General features: G+C 72.7%; 12 protein-coding genes. 3 read left to right on the top strand and 9 right to left on the bottom strand.

Annotation, left to right across the window (positions count from 1 at the left end):
• Window positions 1–5: 5 nt before the first annotated feature.
• Both AB8O64_RS18555 and AB8O64_RS18550 read left to right on the top strand, forming a co-directional pair.
• On the top strand, window positions 6–923 hold the full coding sequence (locus AB8O64_RS18555) for a metal-dependent hydrolase (protein WP_370420073.1): 918 nt from the start codon (window positions 6–8) through the stop codon (window positions 921–923).
• Between the two features lie 108 nt (window positions 924–1,031).
• Window positions 1,032–1,964, top strand: a complete 933-nt coding sequence (locus AB8O64_RS18550) for a MerR family transcriptional regulator (RefSeq protein WP_370423899.1) — start codon at window positions 1,032–1,034, stop codon at window positions 1,962–1,964.
• Window positions 1,965–2,027: 63 nt separating this feature from the next.
• Here AB8O64_RS18550 and AB8O64_RS18545 read toward each other — a convergent pair whose 3' ends face one another.
• The 3 genes from AB8O64_RS18545 to AB8O64_RS18535 all read right to left on the bottom strand — a co-directional run bounded on the left by AB8O64_RS18545 (window position 2,028) and on the right by AB8O64_RS18535 (window position 4,583).
• A complete protein-coding gene (locus tag AB8O64_RS18545; protein ID WP_370420072.1) occupies window positions 2,028–2,618 on the bottom strand; it encodes a hypothetical protein in 591 nt (196 codons plus the stop codon).
• A 29-nt stretch (window positions 2,619–2,647) separates the two neighbouring features.
• Window positions 2,648–3,550 carry a zinc metalloprotease HtpX gene (gene htpX, locus AB8O64_RS18540; protein WP_370420071.1) on the bottom strand — a complete coding sequence of 301 codons (903 nt, stop codon included), beginning with the start codon at window positions 3,548–3,550 and terminating at the stop codon, window positions 2,648–2,650.
• 133 nt (window positions 3,551–3,683) lie between these two features.
• On the bottom strand, window positions 3,684–4,583 hold the full coding sequence (locus AB8O64_RS18535) for an LLM class flavin-dependent oxidoreductase (RefSeq protein WP_370420070.1): 900 nt from the start codon (window positions 4,581–4,583) through the stop codon (window positions 3,684–3,686).
• Window positions 4,584–4,730: 147 nt separating this feature from the next.
• Here AB8O64_RS18535 and AB8O64_RS18530 point away from each other — a divergent pair, with 147 nt between their 5' ends.
• Window positions 4,731–5,606: a Cof-type HAD-IIB family hydrolase gene (locus tag AB8O64_RS18530; protein ID WP_370420069.1), complete on the top strand. Its 876-nt coding sequence runs from the start codon at window positions 4,731–4,733 to the stop codon at window positions 5,604–5,606.
• Window positions 5,607–5,737: 131 nt separating this feature from the next.
• On the opposite strand, the gene AB8O64_RS18525 is transcribed toward AB8O64_RS18530, so the two are convergent.
• From AB8O64_RS18525 to hisC, 6 genes are all read right to left on the bottom strand, one after another.
• Window positions 5,738–6,907: a peptidoglycan DD-metalloendopeptidase family protein gene (locus AB8O64_RS18525; protein WP_370420068.1), complete on the bottom strand. Its 1,170-nt coding sequence runs from the start codon at window positions 6,905–6,907 to the stop codon at window positions 5,738–5,740.
• 98 nt (window positions 6,908–7,005) lie between these two features.
• Entirely contained in the window at window positions 7,006–8,694 is a 1,689-nt protein-coding gene (locus AB8O64_RS18520; RefSeq protein ID WP_370423898.1) for a GAF domain-containing protein, read from the bottom strand.
• 79 nt (window positions 8,695–8,773) lie between these two features.
• Complete coding sequence (cydD, locus tag AB8O64_RS18515) at window positions 8,774–12,433, bottom strand: thiol reductant ABC exporter subunit CydD (protein ID WP_370420067.1); 3,660 nt, start codon at window positions 12,431–12,433, stop codon at window positions 8,774–8,776.
• A gap of 118 nt (window positions 12,434–12,551) precedes the next feature.
• Window positions 12,552–13,556, bottom strand: a complete 1,005-nt coding sequence (gene cydB / locus AB8O64_RS18510) for a cytochrome d ubiquinol oxidase subunit II (protein ID WP_370420066.1) — start codon at window positions 13,554–13,556, stop codon at window positions 12,552–12,554.
• Window positions 13,557–13,580: 24 nt separating this feature from the next.
• Entirely contained in the window at window positions 13,581–15,155 is a 1,575-nt protein-coding gene (locus AB8O64_RS18505) for a cytochrome ubiquinol oxidase subunit I (RefSeq protein WP_370420065.1), read from the bottom strand.
• Window positions 15,156–15,421: 266 nt separating this feature from the next.
• Window positions 15,422–16,498, bottom strand: a complete 1,077-nt coding sequence (hisC, locus tag AB8O64_RS18500) for a histidinol-phosphate transaminase (protein WP_370420064.1) — start codon at window positions 16,496–16,498, stop codon at window positions 15,422–15,424.
• Window positions 16,499–16,811: the final 313 nt, after the last annotated feature.

Below are 16,811 nucleotides of genomic sequence, written 5' to 3'. Positions count from 1 at the left end.
CCGAGATGAGCCACCCCCACCAGCTCGGCAGCCATCGGATAGCCCCCAGACGGGTCTCGTTCGACTGGCGGGAGACCCCGCTGCACTGGATACCGGACGAGCCCACCGCCACCCACGTCATGAACGTCCTGCATCTGCTGCTCCCCGCGGGGGAGCGGTGGTTCGTCAAGGTCTTCAAGGAGGCCCTGCCGCTCGTCCGGGACGAGGCGCTGCTCCGGGACGTCAAGGGCTTCATGGGCCAGGAGGCCACGCACAGCGTCCAGCACGCGTACGTCCTCGACCACCTCGCCGAACAGGGCCTGGACACCACGCCGTACACCCGGCACATCGACTTCTTCTTCGACTCGCTGCTCGGCGACACCCCGCCCTTCGGGCTTCCGCTCTCCGAGCGGGAGTGGCTGCGCTTCCGGCTCTCGGTGATCGCGGCGGTGGAGCAGTTCACGGCGGTCATGGGCAATTGGATCCTGCACGCCGACGGGCTGGACCGGGCCGGCCCGGACCCGGTGATGCTGGATCTGCTGCGCTGGCACGGCGCGGAGGAGGTCGAGCACCGCTCGGTGGCCTTCGACATGTACGAGCACTGCGGCGGCGAGGGCGCGGGGCGCTACGCCCGCCGGGTGCTGGGCATGGCCGTCACCGCACCCGTGCTGTTCTACCTGTGGGGGTGGGGCACCCGCTATCTCATACGCAACGACCCGCCGCTCGCGGGTCGGCTGCGGTACACGCTCCGCCACCACAACCGTGCTGTGGCCAAGGGCCTGTTGCCACGTTGGGGCGAACTGGGCTCGGCCGTCCCCCGCTACCTCAGACGGTCGTACCATCCCTCGAAGGAGGGGTCGCTGCGCAGGGCCGTCGACTACCTGGCGACCTCACCCGCGGCACGGGCCGCGGCGGGCGCGATCGGACGCGCCGCCCTGGCCTGAGGAGTTCGTAAGGAGCCAGCCCTCTTGAGCAAGCAGCCCCGGCAGCCCCGGCCCGAGCAGTCAGGCGTTCAGGAACGTCCCGGGCCGGCACGTCCCGCCGAGTACCGGATCGAGGACCTGGCCCGGCACAGCGGCGCCACGGTCCGCACGATCCGCGGCTACCAGGACCGCGGGCTGCTGCCGAGGCCGGAGCGGCGCGGCCGGGCGAACGTCTACCGCGACACCCATCTCTCGCGGCTCCGCCAGATCGCGGGCCTCCTCGACCGGGGCTACACCCTGGCCAGCATCAAGGAGCTGCTGGAGGCCTGGGACGCGGGACGCGGGCTCGGCGGCGTCCTGGGCCTGGTCGCCGAGGTCGAGCGGCCCTGGTCCGACGAGGAAGCCGCGCGGATGACCCGGGCCGAGCTGAACGAGAAGTTCGGCGGCACCCGGGACGACGCGGCCGTGGAGGACGCGGTGGAGCTCGGCGTGCTGGTCCGCCTGCCGGAGACCCCGGACGAATTCCTCGTCCCCAGCCCGCAGGAGCTGGCCGTCGCCGCCGAGCTGCACGCCGCCGGGGTGCCGCTGCTCGCCATCTCGGGCCATCTGCGGGAGCTGCGCGCGCAGGTCGAGCACATCGCCGGCCGGTTCCTCGACTTCACCACCGAGTACGTCTTCCAGCAGTACCTCGACCACCCGCCGACCGACGCGGAGGCCACGGAAGCCGCCTCGCTCGTGCGCCGGCTGCGTCCCCTCGCCCAGCAGACCGTCGACGCCGAACTCGCCCGCGCCATGCGGGCCCTGGCCACCCGCTATCTCCGCCACCACCTGGGAGAGGCGGCGATATCCGCGCCCGCGAGCGCCGCCCCCGCGACCACCTCGCCCGCCCCCGACCCTGTTCCTGATCCCGCCGACGCCGCCGAGCCGGTGCCGCTGCCGGCCGCGACCGTGCGCGCGGTCCGCGAGCTGGTCGGCGCGGAGCACATCGCCGCGTTCATCGCCGCGGCCGCCGAGCGCGAGGTCCGGGCCCGCACCATGGACGCCCTCGCCGCCCGCCGCTGAGCCGCGCCCCCGCGCAGCGGGAAACGGCGGGGCGCCGCAAAGTGCCGAAGTCCCCGCTCGCGCTCACAGCCCGGGCGCGCCCCACACCGGGAACCAGCGGCTCAGGTCCTCCTCGATCCGCAGGTCATCGCCCAGCAGCGCCCTGACCCGCAACTCCAGGGCGTTGTCCCGCCGTTCGCCCCCGCCCGGCAGCGGCGCGAAGGGGTAGAACGTCCCCCGCTTGTAGAGATAGACGAGCGCGAGGGGGCGCTTCTCCGCGTCGCGGAAACCCAGCAGCGAGCAGAGCAACTGCGGGCCGAAGCCGCCTTCCTGCAGCAGCGTGTTGACCGCGTGCAGATCGTTGACCAGGGCGGGGGTGCCCTCCTGCCCCTCCTCTTGCCGCGCGAGCAGCCAGGTGTAGCCGTAGCCGTCCTGGCGGAACTCCACCGGCACCCCGCCGCGCCCCGTGTCGGCGTCCAGCAGCGCCCGTACGTCCTGCTGGAGCCGCTGAAAGGCCCCGCCTTCCACGCTCGCGAAGCACACCGACCCCAGACCGGTCGGAGTGAACCCGGCGCCGGCCTGGAGGGTGACGGCGGCGGACGGCAGGGCGAAGAGCCGGTCGAGGTCGGGGCGGACGGGTTTGCTGCGGCCGAGGATGGTGTCCAGGAATCCCACGGGCGCTCCTTCCGGACTGGTCGAGGCCGTCAGGCCCGGCCGAGCTGGGCCGAGATCCGGCCGAGCTGGTCCAGCCGCTGCTCCAGCGTCGGGTGGCTGGACAGCAGCCGGCTCATGCCCTCCTTCGAGAAGGCGGGCGCGAAGTAGAAGGCGTTGAAGGGCTCGGCCTTGCGCAGGTCCCGCGTCGGGATCTGCGCCATCTGCCCGGTGACCTTGGTGAGCGCCGACGCGAGCGCCGAGGGGCGGCCGGTCAGCAGGGCGGCGGCCCGGTCGGCGGACAGCTCGCGGTAGCGGGACAGCATCCGGGTGAGCAGATAACTGATGGCGTAGACAACGGCGCTGATCAGCGGGATCAGCACCACCAGGATGGCGGCGCTGCTGTCGCGGCCGCCGGACTGGCGGAAGCCGCCCCACAGCCCGATACGGGTCACGATCCCGGCGAGGACGCCCAGGAAGGAGGCGATGGTCATGACGGCCACGTCGCGGTGGGCGACATGGGAGAGCTCGTGCGCCAGGACGCCCTCCAGCTCCTCCGGCTCGAGTCTGCGCAGCAGCCCGGTCGTGGCGCACACCAGCGCGCTCTTCTGGCTGCGGCCGGTGGCGAAGGCGTTCGGCACATCGCTGTCGGCGATGGCCACCCGGGGCTTGGGCATGTCCGCGAGCGCGCACAGCCGGTCCACGGCACCGTGCAGCTCGGGCGCCTGCTGCGGGGTGACCTCGCGGGCGCCCATGCCGAAGGCGGCGATCCGGTCGCTGAACCAGAACTGCGCGATGAACAGGCCGCCGGCCACGAGCAGGATGATCGGCCACGCCCCGCGCAGCAGCGCCAGCAGCACGCCGACGAAGACCACGTAGAGCAGCCCGATGAGGAACATCGTGCTCACCATGCGGGTGGTCAGCCCCCGGTCGGGGGCGAATCGGGTGCCTGGCATGGGACCTCCAGGGCTCTGCGGGCGGCTGCCCACGGAAAGTGCCTCTGTCCCGATTCTCCCTCTTCGCCGGATATTGGCGGGGTAAAGGCGTCCGGAGCGGGCCGAAACCCGCCCCAGGACGCCCCGGACCCCGTCAGCCCAGCTGGGCGAGCCCCTCGGTGGCGATCTTCTCGAAGACGGCGACGTCCGCCGCGAAGAGCGAGTCCGCGATCGGCCAGTGCAGCACGATCTCGTCGAAGCCCAGCTCGGCGTGGCGCCCCGCGAAGTCGACGAAGGCGTCGAAGGAGGACAGCGGCCGGTCCGGGGTGAAGCCCGTGAGCAGCACCTTCTCCAGCTCCGCGACGTCCCGGCCCTCGGTGGCGCAGGCCGCGCCGAGCTTCTCGATCTGCCCGGCGATGGCCTCGCGGGACTGCTCGGGGGTACCCGTCTCGGACACCTTCGGGTCACCCGTGGTCACCCACGCCTGACCGTGCCGGGCCGCGAGCCGCAGACCGCGCGGGCCGGTCGCGGCGACCGCGAAGGGCAGCCGGGGCCGCTGCACACAGCCGGGGATGTTGCGGACCTCGAAGGCGGAGTAGTGCTCGCCGGGGGCCGTGACGACGTCCTCGGAGAGCAGCCGGTCCAGCAGCGGCACGAACTCCGCGAAGCGGTCGGCGCGCTCGCGCGGCGTCCACGCGCCCTCGCCGTCCTTGGACAGGGCCGTCGCGTCGAAGCCCGAGCCGCCCGCGCCGATGCCGAGCGTGACACGGCCGCCCGAGATGTCGTCCAGGGAGATGAGCTCCTTGGCGAGCGTCACCGGGTGCCGGAAGTTCGGGGAGGTGACAAGCGTGCCCAGGCGCAGCCGCGAGGTCGCGGTCGCGGCGGCCGTCAGGGTCGGTATCGCGCCGAACCAGGGTCCGTCGCGGAATGTGCGCCAGGACAGGTGGTCGTAGGTGTAAGCGGTGTGGAAGCCCAGTTCCTCGGCTCGCTGCCAGGTGTCGCGGCCGCCCTCGGACCAGCGGCGGTCGGGAAGGATCACGGTGCTCAGTCGCATGGAACCGAGCCTAAGGCCTGGTCGGCCGGCCTCGGATGTGGGGCCGCACCGCAGCCCGTGCGGCCCTTGAGGACAGGGCACAACAGACCATCGGGCCAAACGCACACTTGTGCGCCATCGCGCCCGTCTGTCGACGAGAATGGGACCGTGACTTCAGCGACCGAGCAGCCCGAGACCCCGGCCCTCCGCCGGCCAGCCGCCACGCCCCGGCTGATCGCCACCGACCTCGACGGCACCCTGCTGCGCGACGACAAAACGGTTTCCGACCGCACTGTCGCCGCCCTGGCCGCCGCCGAGGCGGCAGGCATAGACGTCTTCTTCGTCACTGGCCGCCCGGCCCGCTGGATGGACGTCGTCAGCGACCACGTGCACGGCCACGGCCTCGCCATCTGCGCCAACGGCGCCGCGGTCGTCGATCTGCACGACGGGGGCCGCTTCGTCGAGGTCCGCCCGCTGGACCGGGCCGATGCCCTGGCCACCGTGGAGAGCGTGCGCGCCGCCGTCCCCGGCGTTTCCTTCGCCGTGGAGCACACCACCGGCATCCTCTACGAGACGCGGTACCCGCCCTTCTACCTCGACCCGGGCGCGGTCATCGACTCCGCGGAGCACCTGCTGGCCAACGGCTCCTCGGGCGACACCCCCGACGGTCCGATCCTCAAGCTGCTCGCCCACCACCCCGACCTCGGCCCCGACGACTTCCTCGCCCGGGCCCGGTCGGCGGGCGGCGCGCACGGCTCGTTCACCCGGTCCAGCCCCACCGCCCTGCTGGAGATCAGCGGCCTCGGCGTCAGCAAGGCCAGCACCCTGGCCCAGTGCTGCGCCGAGCGCGGCATATCCCCCGAGGAGGTCGTGGCGTTCGGCGACATGCCGAACGATCTGGAGATGCTCACCTGGGCAGGCACCTCGTACGCGATGGCCAACGCCCACCCCGAGGTGCTCGCCTCCACCACGAACCGCACGGCGGCCAACACGGAGGACGGCGTCGCGGCCGTCATCGAACAGATCCTGCACGGCCTCCCCTAACGCGCGGCCTCGAAGCCGGACGGGCTTGGCGGCTGAGCTCAGCCACATCAAGCCCGTCCGGCGATTGAGGACGCGCCCGCAGGGCGCCCGCCGCCGCAGGCGGCAAGACGGCCCGCAGCCGAAGACCGGCCCTACAACCGGACCCCCCGGACCCGCAGCCACGCCACCGGATCAACGGCAGACCCATACCCCGGCTTCGTGCGGATCTCGAAGTGCAGATGCGGGCCGGTCGAGTTCCCGGTGGTCCCGGACAGCCCGATCCACTGGCCCGGAAGCACCTGGTCCCCCGGCGCCACGAACGACGCCGACAGATGCGCGTACTGCGAGTACCAGCCCTCGGAGTGGCGGATCACCAGGCTGATGCCGAACGGTCCGCCACAGCCGGCGGAGACCACCGTCCCCGCCCCGACCGACCGCACGGGGGTGCCGGTGGGGACCGCGAAGTCCTGCCCGGTGTGCCCGCGCGCCCAGCTCGCGCCCGAGTCGCCGTACCCGGCCGACAGTTCGTACTCCAGCACCGGGCGGGCCCATTCCGCCTCCTCGGCCGCCCCCGCCGTGTCCACGGCGGCCGGGCCGTAGGCGCCCGCCGCGGCGGTGAACTTCTCACGGTCGAGCGGCACGCACCGCCCCCGGGCGATGGCGGCCCGGGCCATGGCGTCCAGCCTGCCGCGCGCCGCCGCCAGCCGCCGGTCGGCCACCCGGCGCTCCGCGCGCAGCCGCGCGAGGTCCTCCTCGGCAGCGGGCCAGGAAGCCGCCGCCGCCTGCTCCCGGGCCGCCAGTTCCCGGCTCCTGCGGTCGGTCTCCCCCAGCGCCGCCGCCAGCAGCTCCCGGCGGCGCTCGGCGGGCGACTGGCTGCCCAACAGCTCCACGGGGTCGTCCGAGGCCGCGGCGGGGGCCTTGGCGGCCGTGAAACCACCCGTGCGGTACTGCGCGCGGGCAGCCGCCCCGGCGTCCTCGCGCAGCGCCGAGGAGACGATCCGCTGCTGACGCAGCTGCCGGGCGACCCGCCGGACGCCCGCCGTCTGCTCCTTCACCTCCCGCACCTCGGTCTCATACCGCCGCCGGGCCCGCCCCGCCTCCCCCGCCAGCCGGAACACCTCGGAGCTGACGCGTACGAGCCGGTCCGGTGCCCTGGCGGCGGGCGAGGCGGCCGAGGCGTCCGGGGTCACCAGGGCCCCGGGCGTCCCCAGCGGACAGACCGCCAGGCAGAGCGCGCACAGCACCGCGCGGCGGTGCCGGGAGGTCCAACGGCTCCCATGGGTCCGGTGGGGCCGACGGGAAGGGCGATACGGGCGGCGCATGAACGCGATCGTTTCCCGCACGCCACCGGAACGCCCCCGCAGAGGCCCGTTCGGGGGAGCCGATACCGCTACAAGGAGGCACCGGCCGCGAGAACGGCCTACAGGGGCGCCTCCCACACCACCCGCGTGCCGCGCCCGTCCTCGCCGATCCCCGGACCGCACGTACTGGAGCCGCCCAGCGACTCGGCCCGCTTCGCGAGATTGCGCAGCCCGCTGCGCCGGCCGCCCTCCGGAATGCCGACCCCGTCGTCGGCGACGGTCAGCCGGACCGCGCCCCGCCCGTCCGGCAGGGTGGCCGTCGCGTCGACGACCACCTCGATACGGGACGCCCGGGCGTGCCGGAAGGCGTTGGAGAGGGCCTCGCGCAGCGCCGCGATGAGGTTCTTGCCGGTGAGCTCGCCGACCTTCGCGTCGACGGGGCCGACGAAATTCGCGGACGGCTGGAAGCCGAGCGGCACGGCCGCCGTGCCGATCTCCCGCAGCACCCGGGTGCGCAGCCCGGCGGGCGCCTCACCGGGGCCCTGCTGGAGGGCGAAGATCGCGGTACGGATCTCCTGGATGGTCACGTCCAGCTCGTCGACCGCCTGCCCGATCCGCTCCCGCACCTCCGGGACGACGGCCTTGCGGGCGGCGCCCTCCAGCATCAGCCCGGTGGCGAACAGCCGCTGGATGACCAGGTCGTGCAGATCCCTGGCGATCCGGTCGCGGTCCTCGAAGACGGCGAGCCGCTCCCGGTCGCGCTGTGCCTCGGCCATGACGAGCGCGAGGGCCGCCTGCGCGGCGAACTGTCCGGCCAGGGTGCGCTCGGCCTCGGTGAACTTCCTCTGGCCACGCGCGCGTGGCGTCGCGAGCGTGCCGAGGACCCGGTCGCCGCTCTTGAGCGGCAGCAGCATGCTCGGCCCGAACCGGGGCGCGACCTCCGTGATCATGCGCGGGTCGGTGGCCGAGTCGTCGATGAACACCGGCTCCCCCGCGAGGAGCTGGGAGGCGACCGGGCTGTGCGGCGGTATCACCGTGCCCAGCAGCCCGGCCGGCTCGTCGGCGGAGACCGCCACCATCTCCAGCCCGCCCTCGCCGTCCGGCAGCAGCACGATGCCCGCCGCCGAGTCCGCGAGCCGGCGGGCCTGTTCGGCGACGACCGCGAGCGCGTCCTCGGCGTCGTTGCCCGCCAGCAGGGCCGTGGTGACGGCCACCGAGCCGTCGATCCAGCGCATCCGCTGCCGGCCCTGCTCGTACACGCGCGCGTTGCCGATCGCGATGCCCGCCTCGGTCGCCAGGATCTTCACCATGTGCAGGTCCGCGATGCTGAACTCCCGGCCGCCGCGCTTCTCGGTGAGATAGAGATTGCCGAAGATCTCGTCCTCGACCCGGATCGGAACGCCCAGGAAGTTGCGCATCGGCGGGTGTTCCGGCGGGAAACCCGCCGAGCGCGGGTCGTTGGCCAGGTCCTGGAGCATGACGGGCGCGGGCTGGTGGATGAGCGCGCCGAGCAGCCCGTGGTGGCCGTCGGGCAGCGCGCCGATGCGCTCGTGCTGCTCCTTGGTGACGCCGTAGGTGATGAAGTCGGCCAGCCCCTCGCCGGTGGAGTCGATGACCCCGATGGCGGCGTACTCCGCGTCGGCCAGGTCGGCGGCGGTCGCGGCGATCCGGTCGAGGACGCTGTGCAGCTCCAGCCCGGTGCCGACCGAGCGCATGGCCTCCAGCAGCTGCGGCACGCGCGCGCTCAGCTCCGTGGACATGCCCTGGAGGCTGCGGGTGGCCTCGGTGGCGATCTCCAGGGGATCCATGCGCCGCGGCGCCTCCCGACCGCCGGGGGTGCCCGCGGACTCCGCGGAAGGTTCTTCCGTCGCTGCCATGCCTCTGAGCCTAGTAAGTCCCATTTGTCAGGGAAAGAGCGTTGCCGCTGATGTCCGCCACCAGTTCCCGCTCCAGCATCCCGCGGAACGGGCCGTCGACCGCCGCCAGCTCCTCGTACGTCCCCCGCTGCACCGCCCGACCCCGCTCCAGCACGATCACCTCGTCGACCGCCGCCAGCCCGGCCAGCCGGTGCGTGATCAGCACCGTCGTACGCCCCTCGGTGGCCGCCAGCAGATCGGCGGTCAGCGCGTCGGCGGTCGGCAGGTCGAGGTGCTCGGCGGGCTCGTCCAGCACCAGCACGGGGAAGTCCGCGAGCAGCGCCCGGGCCAGCGCGAGCCGCTGCCGCTGGCCGCCGGACATCCGCGCCCCGTGCTCGCCGACGAGGGTGTCGAGCCCCTGCGGCAGGGAGTCCACCCACTCCAGCAGCCGCGCGGCCCGCAGCGCGCCGCGCAGCTCCGCCTCGTCCGCGTCCGGCCGCGCGAGCCGCAGGTTCTCCCGCACCGAGCTGTCGAAGAGGTGCGCGTCCTGCGCGCACAGCCCCACCAGCCGCCGCAGGGCGTCGCCGTCCATGGCGGTCGCGTCCTCGCCCGCGAGGGTGTACGCGCCGGACTCGGCGTCCAGGAAGCGCAGCAGCACCTGCGCGAGCGTGGTCTTGCCCGAGCCGGACCGGCCCACGACCGCGACCCGGCGGCCCGGCACCAGCTCCATCGACAGCCCGTCCAGGGCCGGCACTTCCTGCCCCGGGTAGCGGGCGGTCAACTCCGTCACGCGCAGCGGGAACGGGGACTTCGGCGCGGGCCGCGAGCCGTCCCGTACGGGCAGGGGGGCGTCCAGCACCTCGTACACCCGCTCGGCGGAGCGGCGCACACGCTGTCGGTGGCGCACGGCGAGCGGCAGCGCCGACACCGCCTCGAAGGCCGCCAGCGGCATCAGCACGACGACCGCCAGCCACAGCCCGCCGAGCCGGCCGTCGTGCACGGCCTGCACACCCGCCCAGGCCGCGGCAGCCACGGTCAGCCCGCAGGCGAGGGCGGACAGCCCCGCGCCGAGTGCCCCCGCCGCCGACGCCCGCCGGGCGATGCCGGTGAGCACCCCGTCGGCACGCTCCGCCTCGGCCAGCCGGGACGGCATCGCTCCCGCCGCCGTCAACTCCGGTGCCCCGGCCAGCAGATCGACCACCTGCGTCGCCAGCGCACCGCGCGCGGGCGCCAGCCGCCGCTCGGCGCGCCGGGCGACCGCCGCCGACAGCGCGGGCACGGCCGCCCCGGCGGCCAGCAGTCCGACGGCGAGCACCGCGCCCGCTTCCGGCAGCAGCCACGCGGTGAACCCCACCGAGGCGGCACCGACGACGACGGCCGCACCGAGCGGCAGCAGCCAGCGCAGGAAGTAGTCCTGCAGCTCGTCCACGTCGGCGACGAGCCGCGACAGAAGATCGCCGCGGCGCGTCTCCCGCAGCCCGGCCGGGGCCAGCCGCTCCAGGCGCCGGTACACCGCGACGCGCAGCCCCGCCAGGGCGCGCAGTACGGCGTCGTGCGAGACCAGACGCTCGGCGTAGCGGAAGACGGCCCGGCTGATCCCGAACGCGCGGGTCGCGGTGACGGCGACCATCAGGTAGAGCACCGGCGGCTGTTGGGAGGCCCGCGAGATCAACCACCCGGACACCCCCATCAGCCCGACGGCACTACCGAGCGCGAGGCTCCCGAGCAGCAACGCCAACCCGAACCGCCCCCACCAGGGCCTACCGGCGGCTCGCACCCGGGCGAGGGGCCGGGCCTGCGGCCCGGTGATCCCGGCGCCTGCCCGGGCATCGGCGGAGCGAGCCGCGCCACCGCCGTGGCCGGCCGGAGCGGCCGGACCCGCCCCCGCCAGGTGGTCGGCCTCCGGCCCGGGGTCGGCCCCGCCGTCCCTGGCGGTGGACGCGGGCCCAGCCGTCGCCTCCGGTGAAACCGTCCGCGAAGCCGGGAGAATCACGCCGCCGTCCTGCCCGCCCGGCCGGATACCGACAGCCTCGGGGTGCACAACCGGGCCGGAGGCCGACGGCAGGCGCACCACCCGGTCGGCGACGGACAGCAGCGCCGGACGGTGGGCGACCAGCAGCACCGTACGGCCGACGGCCAGCCGGCGCACGGCCTCCACCACGGCGGCCTCCGTCTCGCCGTCCAGGCTCGCCGTCGGCTCGTCGAGCAGCAGCACGGGGCGGTCCGCGAGGAACGCCCGTGCCAGCGCGAGGCGTTGGCGCTGTCCGGCGGAGAGCCCGGCACCGTCCTCGCCGAGGCGGGTGTCAGTGCCGTGGTGCAGCATGGTGACGAAGTCGAGCGCACCGGCCGCCCGCAGTGCGTCCCGCACCTGCGCGTCCGTGGCGTCCGGCCGCGCCAGCCGGACGTTCTCGGCGACCGTGCCGGCGAACAGACGGGGTCGTTGCGGGACCCAGGCCACCTGGTCCCGCCAGCTTTCGGGGGAGAGCGATGACAGATCCGCACCGCCCACGCACACCCGCCCGGCCGTGGGCCGCACGAAGCCCAGCAGCACGTTCAGCAGGGTCGTCTTGCCGGCTCCGCTCGGCCCCACGAGCGCGACCGTCTCCCCGGGCCGCACGTCGAACGAGACCTCGGGCAGCGACGGTTGGGCCCGTCCCGCGTGCCGCACCACGAGCGCCTCGACGCTCAGCGCCGCGCTCCGGGCGTCCGGCGCGGGCCGGGTGCCGGCCGGGGCGGGCTCGGTCTCCAGGACGGCGAAGACCTCGTCGGCGGCGGCCAGCCCCTCCGCCGCCGCGTGGTACTGCGCGCCCACCTGCCGCAGCGGCAGATACGCCTCGGGCGCCAGGACCAGCACCATCAGACCGGTGTAGAGGTCGAGTTCGCCGTGCACGAGCCGCAGGCCGATCCCCACCGCGACGAGCGCGACCGACACCGTGGCCAGCAGTTCCAGGGCGAAGGAGGAGAGAAAGGCGAGGCGCAGCGTGCGCAGCGTCGCCCGCCGGTAGTCGGCGGTGATGGCGCGGATCGACTCGGCCTGTGCCTTGGCCCGCCCGAAGACCTTGAGGGTGGGCAGTCCGGCGACGACGTCGAGGAAGTGCCCGGAGAGCCGGGACAGCAGCCGCCACTGCTTGTCCATCCGGGACTGGGTGGCCCACCCGATGAGGACCATGAAGAGGGGGATGAGCGGCAGCGTGAGGACGATGACGAGCGCCGAGACCCAGTCGGCGGTGACGATACGGGCGAGCACCGCGACCGGCACCACGACCGCGAGGCCGAGCTGCGGCAGATAGCGGGCGAAGTAGTCGTCGAGGGCGTCCACGCCGCGCGTGGCGAGCGCGGTCAGCTCACCGGTGCGCCGTGTGGCGAGCCAGGAGGGCCCGAGCCGGGTCGCGTGCGCGAGCAGCCGCCTGCGCAGCTCGGACTTGACCGCCGCGCTCGCGCGGTGCGCGGCCAGCTCGGTGAGCCACGACACGGCCGCCCGGCCGACGGCCACGGCCGCCAGCAGGACGAGCTGTGTGCCCAGGTCACCGGTGCCGCGCCCGTGCTGGAAGGCCCCGGTCACCACGTCGGCGATCAGCATCGCCTGGGCGATGACCAGGCCGGCCCCCGCCAGTCCGAGCACGACGGAGGCGGCCAGGAAGAAGCGGGTCGCGACGGCGTACCTGATCAGTCGGGGGTCGACGGGCTTCATGCGCGATCAGTCCTCGGTCGAGGTCGAAGGTCCTTGCGGGAGGTCAGGTGAGCGGACCGAAACCAGCCCGTCCGGCGATTGAGGACACCACCGCGCAACGGGGGTGCGGCCGACACGGCTACGCCGCGGGAGCGGGAATGTGCTGGGTACCGATCCGCTTGCGGAAGACCCAGTACGTCCACGCCTGATAGCCGATGATCAGCGGCGTCATCGGCACCGCGACCCACGTCATGATCTTCAAGGTGTAGGGGGTGGAGGACGAGTTCGCCGCCGTGAGGTCCCAGGCCGGGTCGAGGGACGACGGCATGACGTCGGGGAAGAGCGCCAGGAAGAGCAGCGCGAAGACGGCCGCGACGGTCACCCCGGAGAAGGCGAACGTCCAGCCCTCCCGCCCGAAGTGGTTCATGGCCAGCGCCGCGACCAGGGCCGCCCCGGCGACGATCAGCGCGACGAGGCTGCGGCCGTTGCCGGACTCGATCTGCGTCCAGCCGAGGAAGGTCACGGCGAGGACGCCGGAGGTCAGGCCGAGGACGGTCGCCCGGGACCGCGCCCGGTGGCGGATGTCGCCGACCGTCTTCAGCGTCGCGAAGACCGCGCCGTGGAAGGTGAAGAGCACCAGCGTGAGGGCGCCGCCCAGCAGGGCGTACGGGTTCAGCAGGTCGAGCACGTCACCGGCGAAGTTCTTGTCCCGCCCGATCGGCACCCCGCGCACGATGTTGGCGAAGAGGACGCCCCATACGAAGGCGGGCAGCAGCGAGCACCAGAAGATCGCGTGTTCCCAGTTCAGCTGCCAGCGCTCGCCCGTGCGCTTGTGGCGGTACTCGAAGGCGACGCCGCGCAGGATCAGACAGACCAGGATGAGCAGGAACGGCAGGTAGAAGCTGCTGAAGAGGGTGGCGTACCAGTCGGGGAAGGCGGCGAAGGTCGCGCCGACCGCGGTGATCAGCCAGACCTCGTTGCCGTCCCAGACGGGCCCGATGGTGTTGATCAGTACCCGGCGTTCCGTGCGGTCCCGGGCGAGGAGCTTGGTCAGGACGCCGATGCCGAAGTCGAAGCCCTCGAGGAAGAAGTAGCCCGTCCACAGGAAGGCGATCAGCAGGAACCAGAGGTCGTGGAGGTGCATGGTCGGTGTCTCCGTTCCGCCGCGTCAGTACGCGAAGGTCATCGGCTTGTCGGCGTCCTCGGGCTCGCCGGCCCCCGGCGAGGGGAGCCGCAGCCTCGGATCCTTCGTGGGCGGCTTCTCGTCCGTGTCCGGTCCGGCCGTGGCGTACTTCACCAGCAGCTTCACCTCGACGACGGCGAGGATTCCGTACAGCAGCGTGAAGATGCCCATGGAGATGAGGACTTCGGCCTGGCTGACGCCGGGCGAGACCGCGGTGCCGGTCTTCATCAGCCCGTAGACGGCCCAGGGCTGGCGGCCCATCTCGGTGAAGATCCAGCCGAAGGAGTTGGCGATCAGCGGGAAGCCCATGGTGAGGATGCCGATGCGCCAGGACCAGGTGGTGAAGAACGGGCTCATCTCGCGGGTCCGCGTCAGCATCAGCCGCGGGACCTCGTTCTCGCCCGTGCGGAACCGCGGCGCGAGCCAGAACTTCTTGCGCGTGGTCCACAGCCCGATGAGCGCGGCCACGAACGACGTCATCCCGAAGCCGATCATGAGCCGGAAGCCCCAGAAGGTCATGAAGATGCTGGGGATGTAGTCCTCGGGCTCACCGCCGTAGCGGGCGGCCTCCCGGGCGGCGATGTCGTTGATGCCGGGGACCGCGTCGGTGAAGTTGCTGTGGGAGAGGAAGGAGAGCAGGCCGGGGATCTCTATCTCGACGCTGTTGTGGCCCTTGGAGACATCGCCGACCGCGAAGACCGAGAACGGCGCCGGTGCCTTGGTCTCCCACAGGGCCTCGGCGGCGGCCATCTTCATCGGCTGCTGCTCGAACATCACCTTGCCGAGGCTGTCACCGCTGATCGCGGTGCCGAGCCCGGCGATGACCGCGACGACGAGCCCGACGCGCAGCGAGGTCCGCATCGCGCCGATCTGGTGCCGCTGCTTCTCGCCCAGCTCCTCGCCGCGCAGCTGCTTGCGCTTGGCGCGCCACAGGTGGAGCGAGGCGATGCCGACGATGAACGCGCCGCCGGTGAGGAAGGCCGCGGTGAGGGTGTGGAAGACCACGACGAGCGTGGTGTTCTGCGTCAGCACCGCCCAGATGTCGGTGAGCTGGGCCTTGCCGGTCGTCTTGTCGATGACGTAGCCGACGGGGTGCTGCATCCAGGAGTTCGCGGCCAGGATGAAGTACGAGGAGAGGATCGTGCCGACGGCGACGATCCAGATGCACGCGCAGTGGATCTTCTTGGGCAGCTTGTCCCAGCCGAAGATCCACAGCCCGATGAAGGTCGACTCGAAGAAGAAGGCCAGCAGGGCCTCCATCGCGAGCGGCGCCCCGAAGACATCACCGACGAACCGGGAGTAGTCCGACCAGTTCATGCCGAACTGGAACTCCTGCACGATGCCGGTGACCACGCCCATCGCGATGTTGATCAGGAAGAGCTTTCCCCAGAACTTCGTGGCGTGGAAGTACTTCTCCTTGCCGGTGCGCACCCACGCCGTCTCCAGCCCGGCGGTGATCGCCGCCAGGCTGATCGTGAGCGGTACGAAGAGGTAGTGGTAAACGGTGGTGATGCCGAATTGCCAGCGCGCCAGCGTTTCCGGCGCCAGAGCCAGGTCCACGCGGTCTCTCCTTGCCTCTTGCGACACCGACGACTCACGCCACCGGTGGTTTGCACCTCTTTGCCCTAGTGAAAGCAGGGCATAAAAGACGAGCTTGTGAACGCGTTCACATTCACAAGCATTATGGCGCACCGCCTTTTCGGACAATCACCGGGGGGTACCGTTCGGCCCTAGTGGCCCGGGGGACGGCCCACGCCCGTCCTGAAACGCCGGAGGGGCTGGTGGTGACTGAGCTCAGTCACCACCAGCCCCTCCCGCCGGGACGGCTACAGCTCCTTGCGGAACGCCTCGGCCGTCTGCACGAAGAGATCGTTCGCCTCGGTCTCGCCGATCGTCACCCGGACGCCCTCCGGGAACGGCCGGACGACCACACCCGCGCGCTCGCACGCGGCCGCGAAGTCCTGCGACCGCTCCCCCAGCGGCAGCCAGACGAAGTTGGCCTGCGACTCCGGCAGCGTCCAACCCTGCGCGGTCAGCGCGCCGACCACCCGCGCCCGCTCCGCCACCAGCGCGTCCACCCGCTCGCGCAGCGCGTCCTCGCTGCGCAGCGAGGCGACCGCCGCGTCCTGCGCCAGCTGGGTCACCCCGAACGGCACGGCCGTCTTGCGCAGCGCCGCCGCGACCGGCTCGTGGGCGATCGCGAAACCGACGCGCAGCCCGGCCAGCCCGTACGCCTTCGAGAAGGTGCGCAGCACGCAGACGTTCGGCCGGTCACGGTAGAGGTCGATGCCGTTGGGGACGTTCTCGTCGCGGATGAACTCGATGTACGCCTCGTCGAGCACCACCAGGATGTCGGAGGGCACCCGGTCCAGGAAGGACTCCAGCTCGGCCCGGCGCACGACCGTGCCGGTGGGGTTGTTGGGGTTGCAGACGAAGATCAGCCGGGTCCGGTCGGTGATCGCCGCGAGCATCGCGTCCAGGTCGTGCACATCGCCGTCGGTCAGCGGCACCGGTACGGGCGTGGCGCCCGAGACCTGCGTGATGATCGGGTACGCCTCGAAGGAGCGCCAGGCGTACATGACCTCGTCACCGGGGCCCGCCGTCGACTGGACCAACTGCTGCGCGACACCGACCGAGCCGGTGCCGGTGGCGATGTGCGTGACGGGCACCCCGAAACGTTCCGCCAGCTCCAGCATCAGGCCCGTGCAGGCCATGTCGGGGTAGCGGTTGAGAGAACCCGCGGCCTCGATCGCGGTCTCCAGCACACCGGGCAGCGGCGGGTAGGGGTTCTCGTTGGAGGACAGCTTGTACGCAACGGGGCCGTCGGCGGCGGCCGGCTTGCCCGGCTTGTAGGTGGGAACGCCGTCCAGCGCGGCGCGCAGCTTCGGGGTCTTCTCGGTCACCGCAGGTCCTCCTCGACATCCCGTGCGCGCGGGCGCCGCACGGGGAAAGCGCACACGAATAGCGGACATGAATACTGCACACCTTAAGAGGATTGCCCCGGGCGGCGTCCAGCATCGCGTGCGAGTGCCGCACTCGGCGGCCACGGCCCGCCCCTATCCGCGCGGCACGGCTTCACGCTCCGGGGGAGCGCTCCCTTTTTCCCCGTGCGCCGGTGGCGGGCGCCGTGGCGCGCATCCCCCGTGAAGGTGAGTTGAGACCTCTTCGAGACCTGAACCATTCATGAGAGGCGGAGAGACGAGAGGCGCGCGGCCC

Origin of the sequence: Streptomyces sp. QH1-20 (assembly GCF_041283565.1) — a bacterium.
Lineage (GTDB): Bacteria > Actinomycetota > Actinomycetes > Streptomycetales > Streptomycetaceae > Streptomyces > Streptomyces syringius.
Note: the sequence above shows the minus strand (reverse complement) of the source record. Positions and strands in the feature narration are given on the sequence as shown.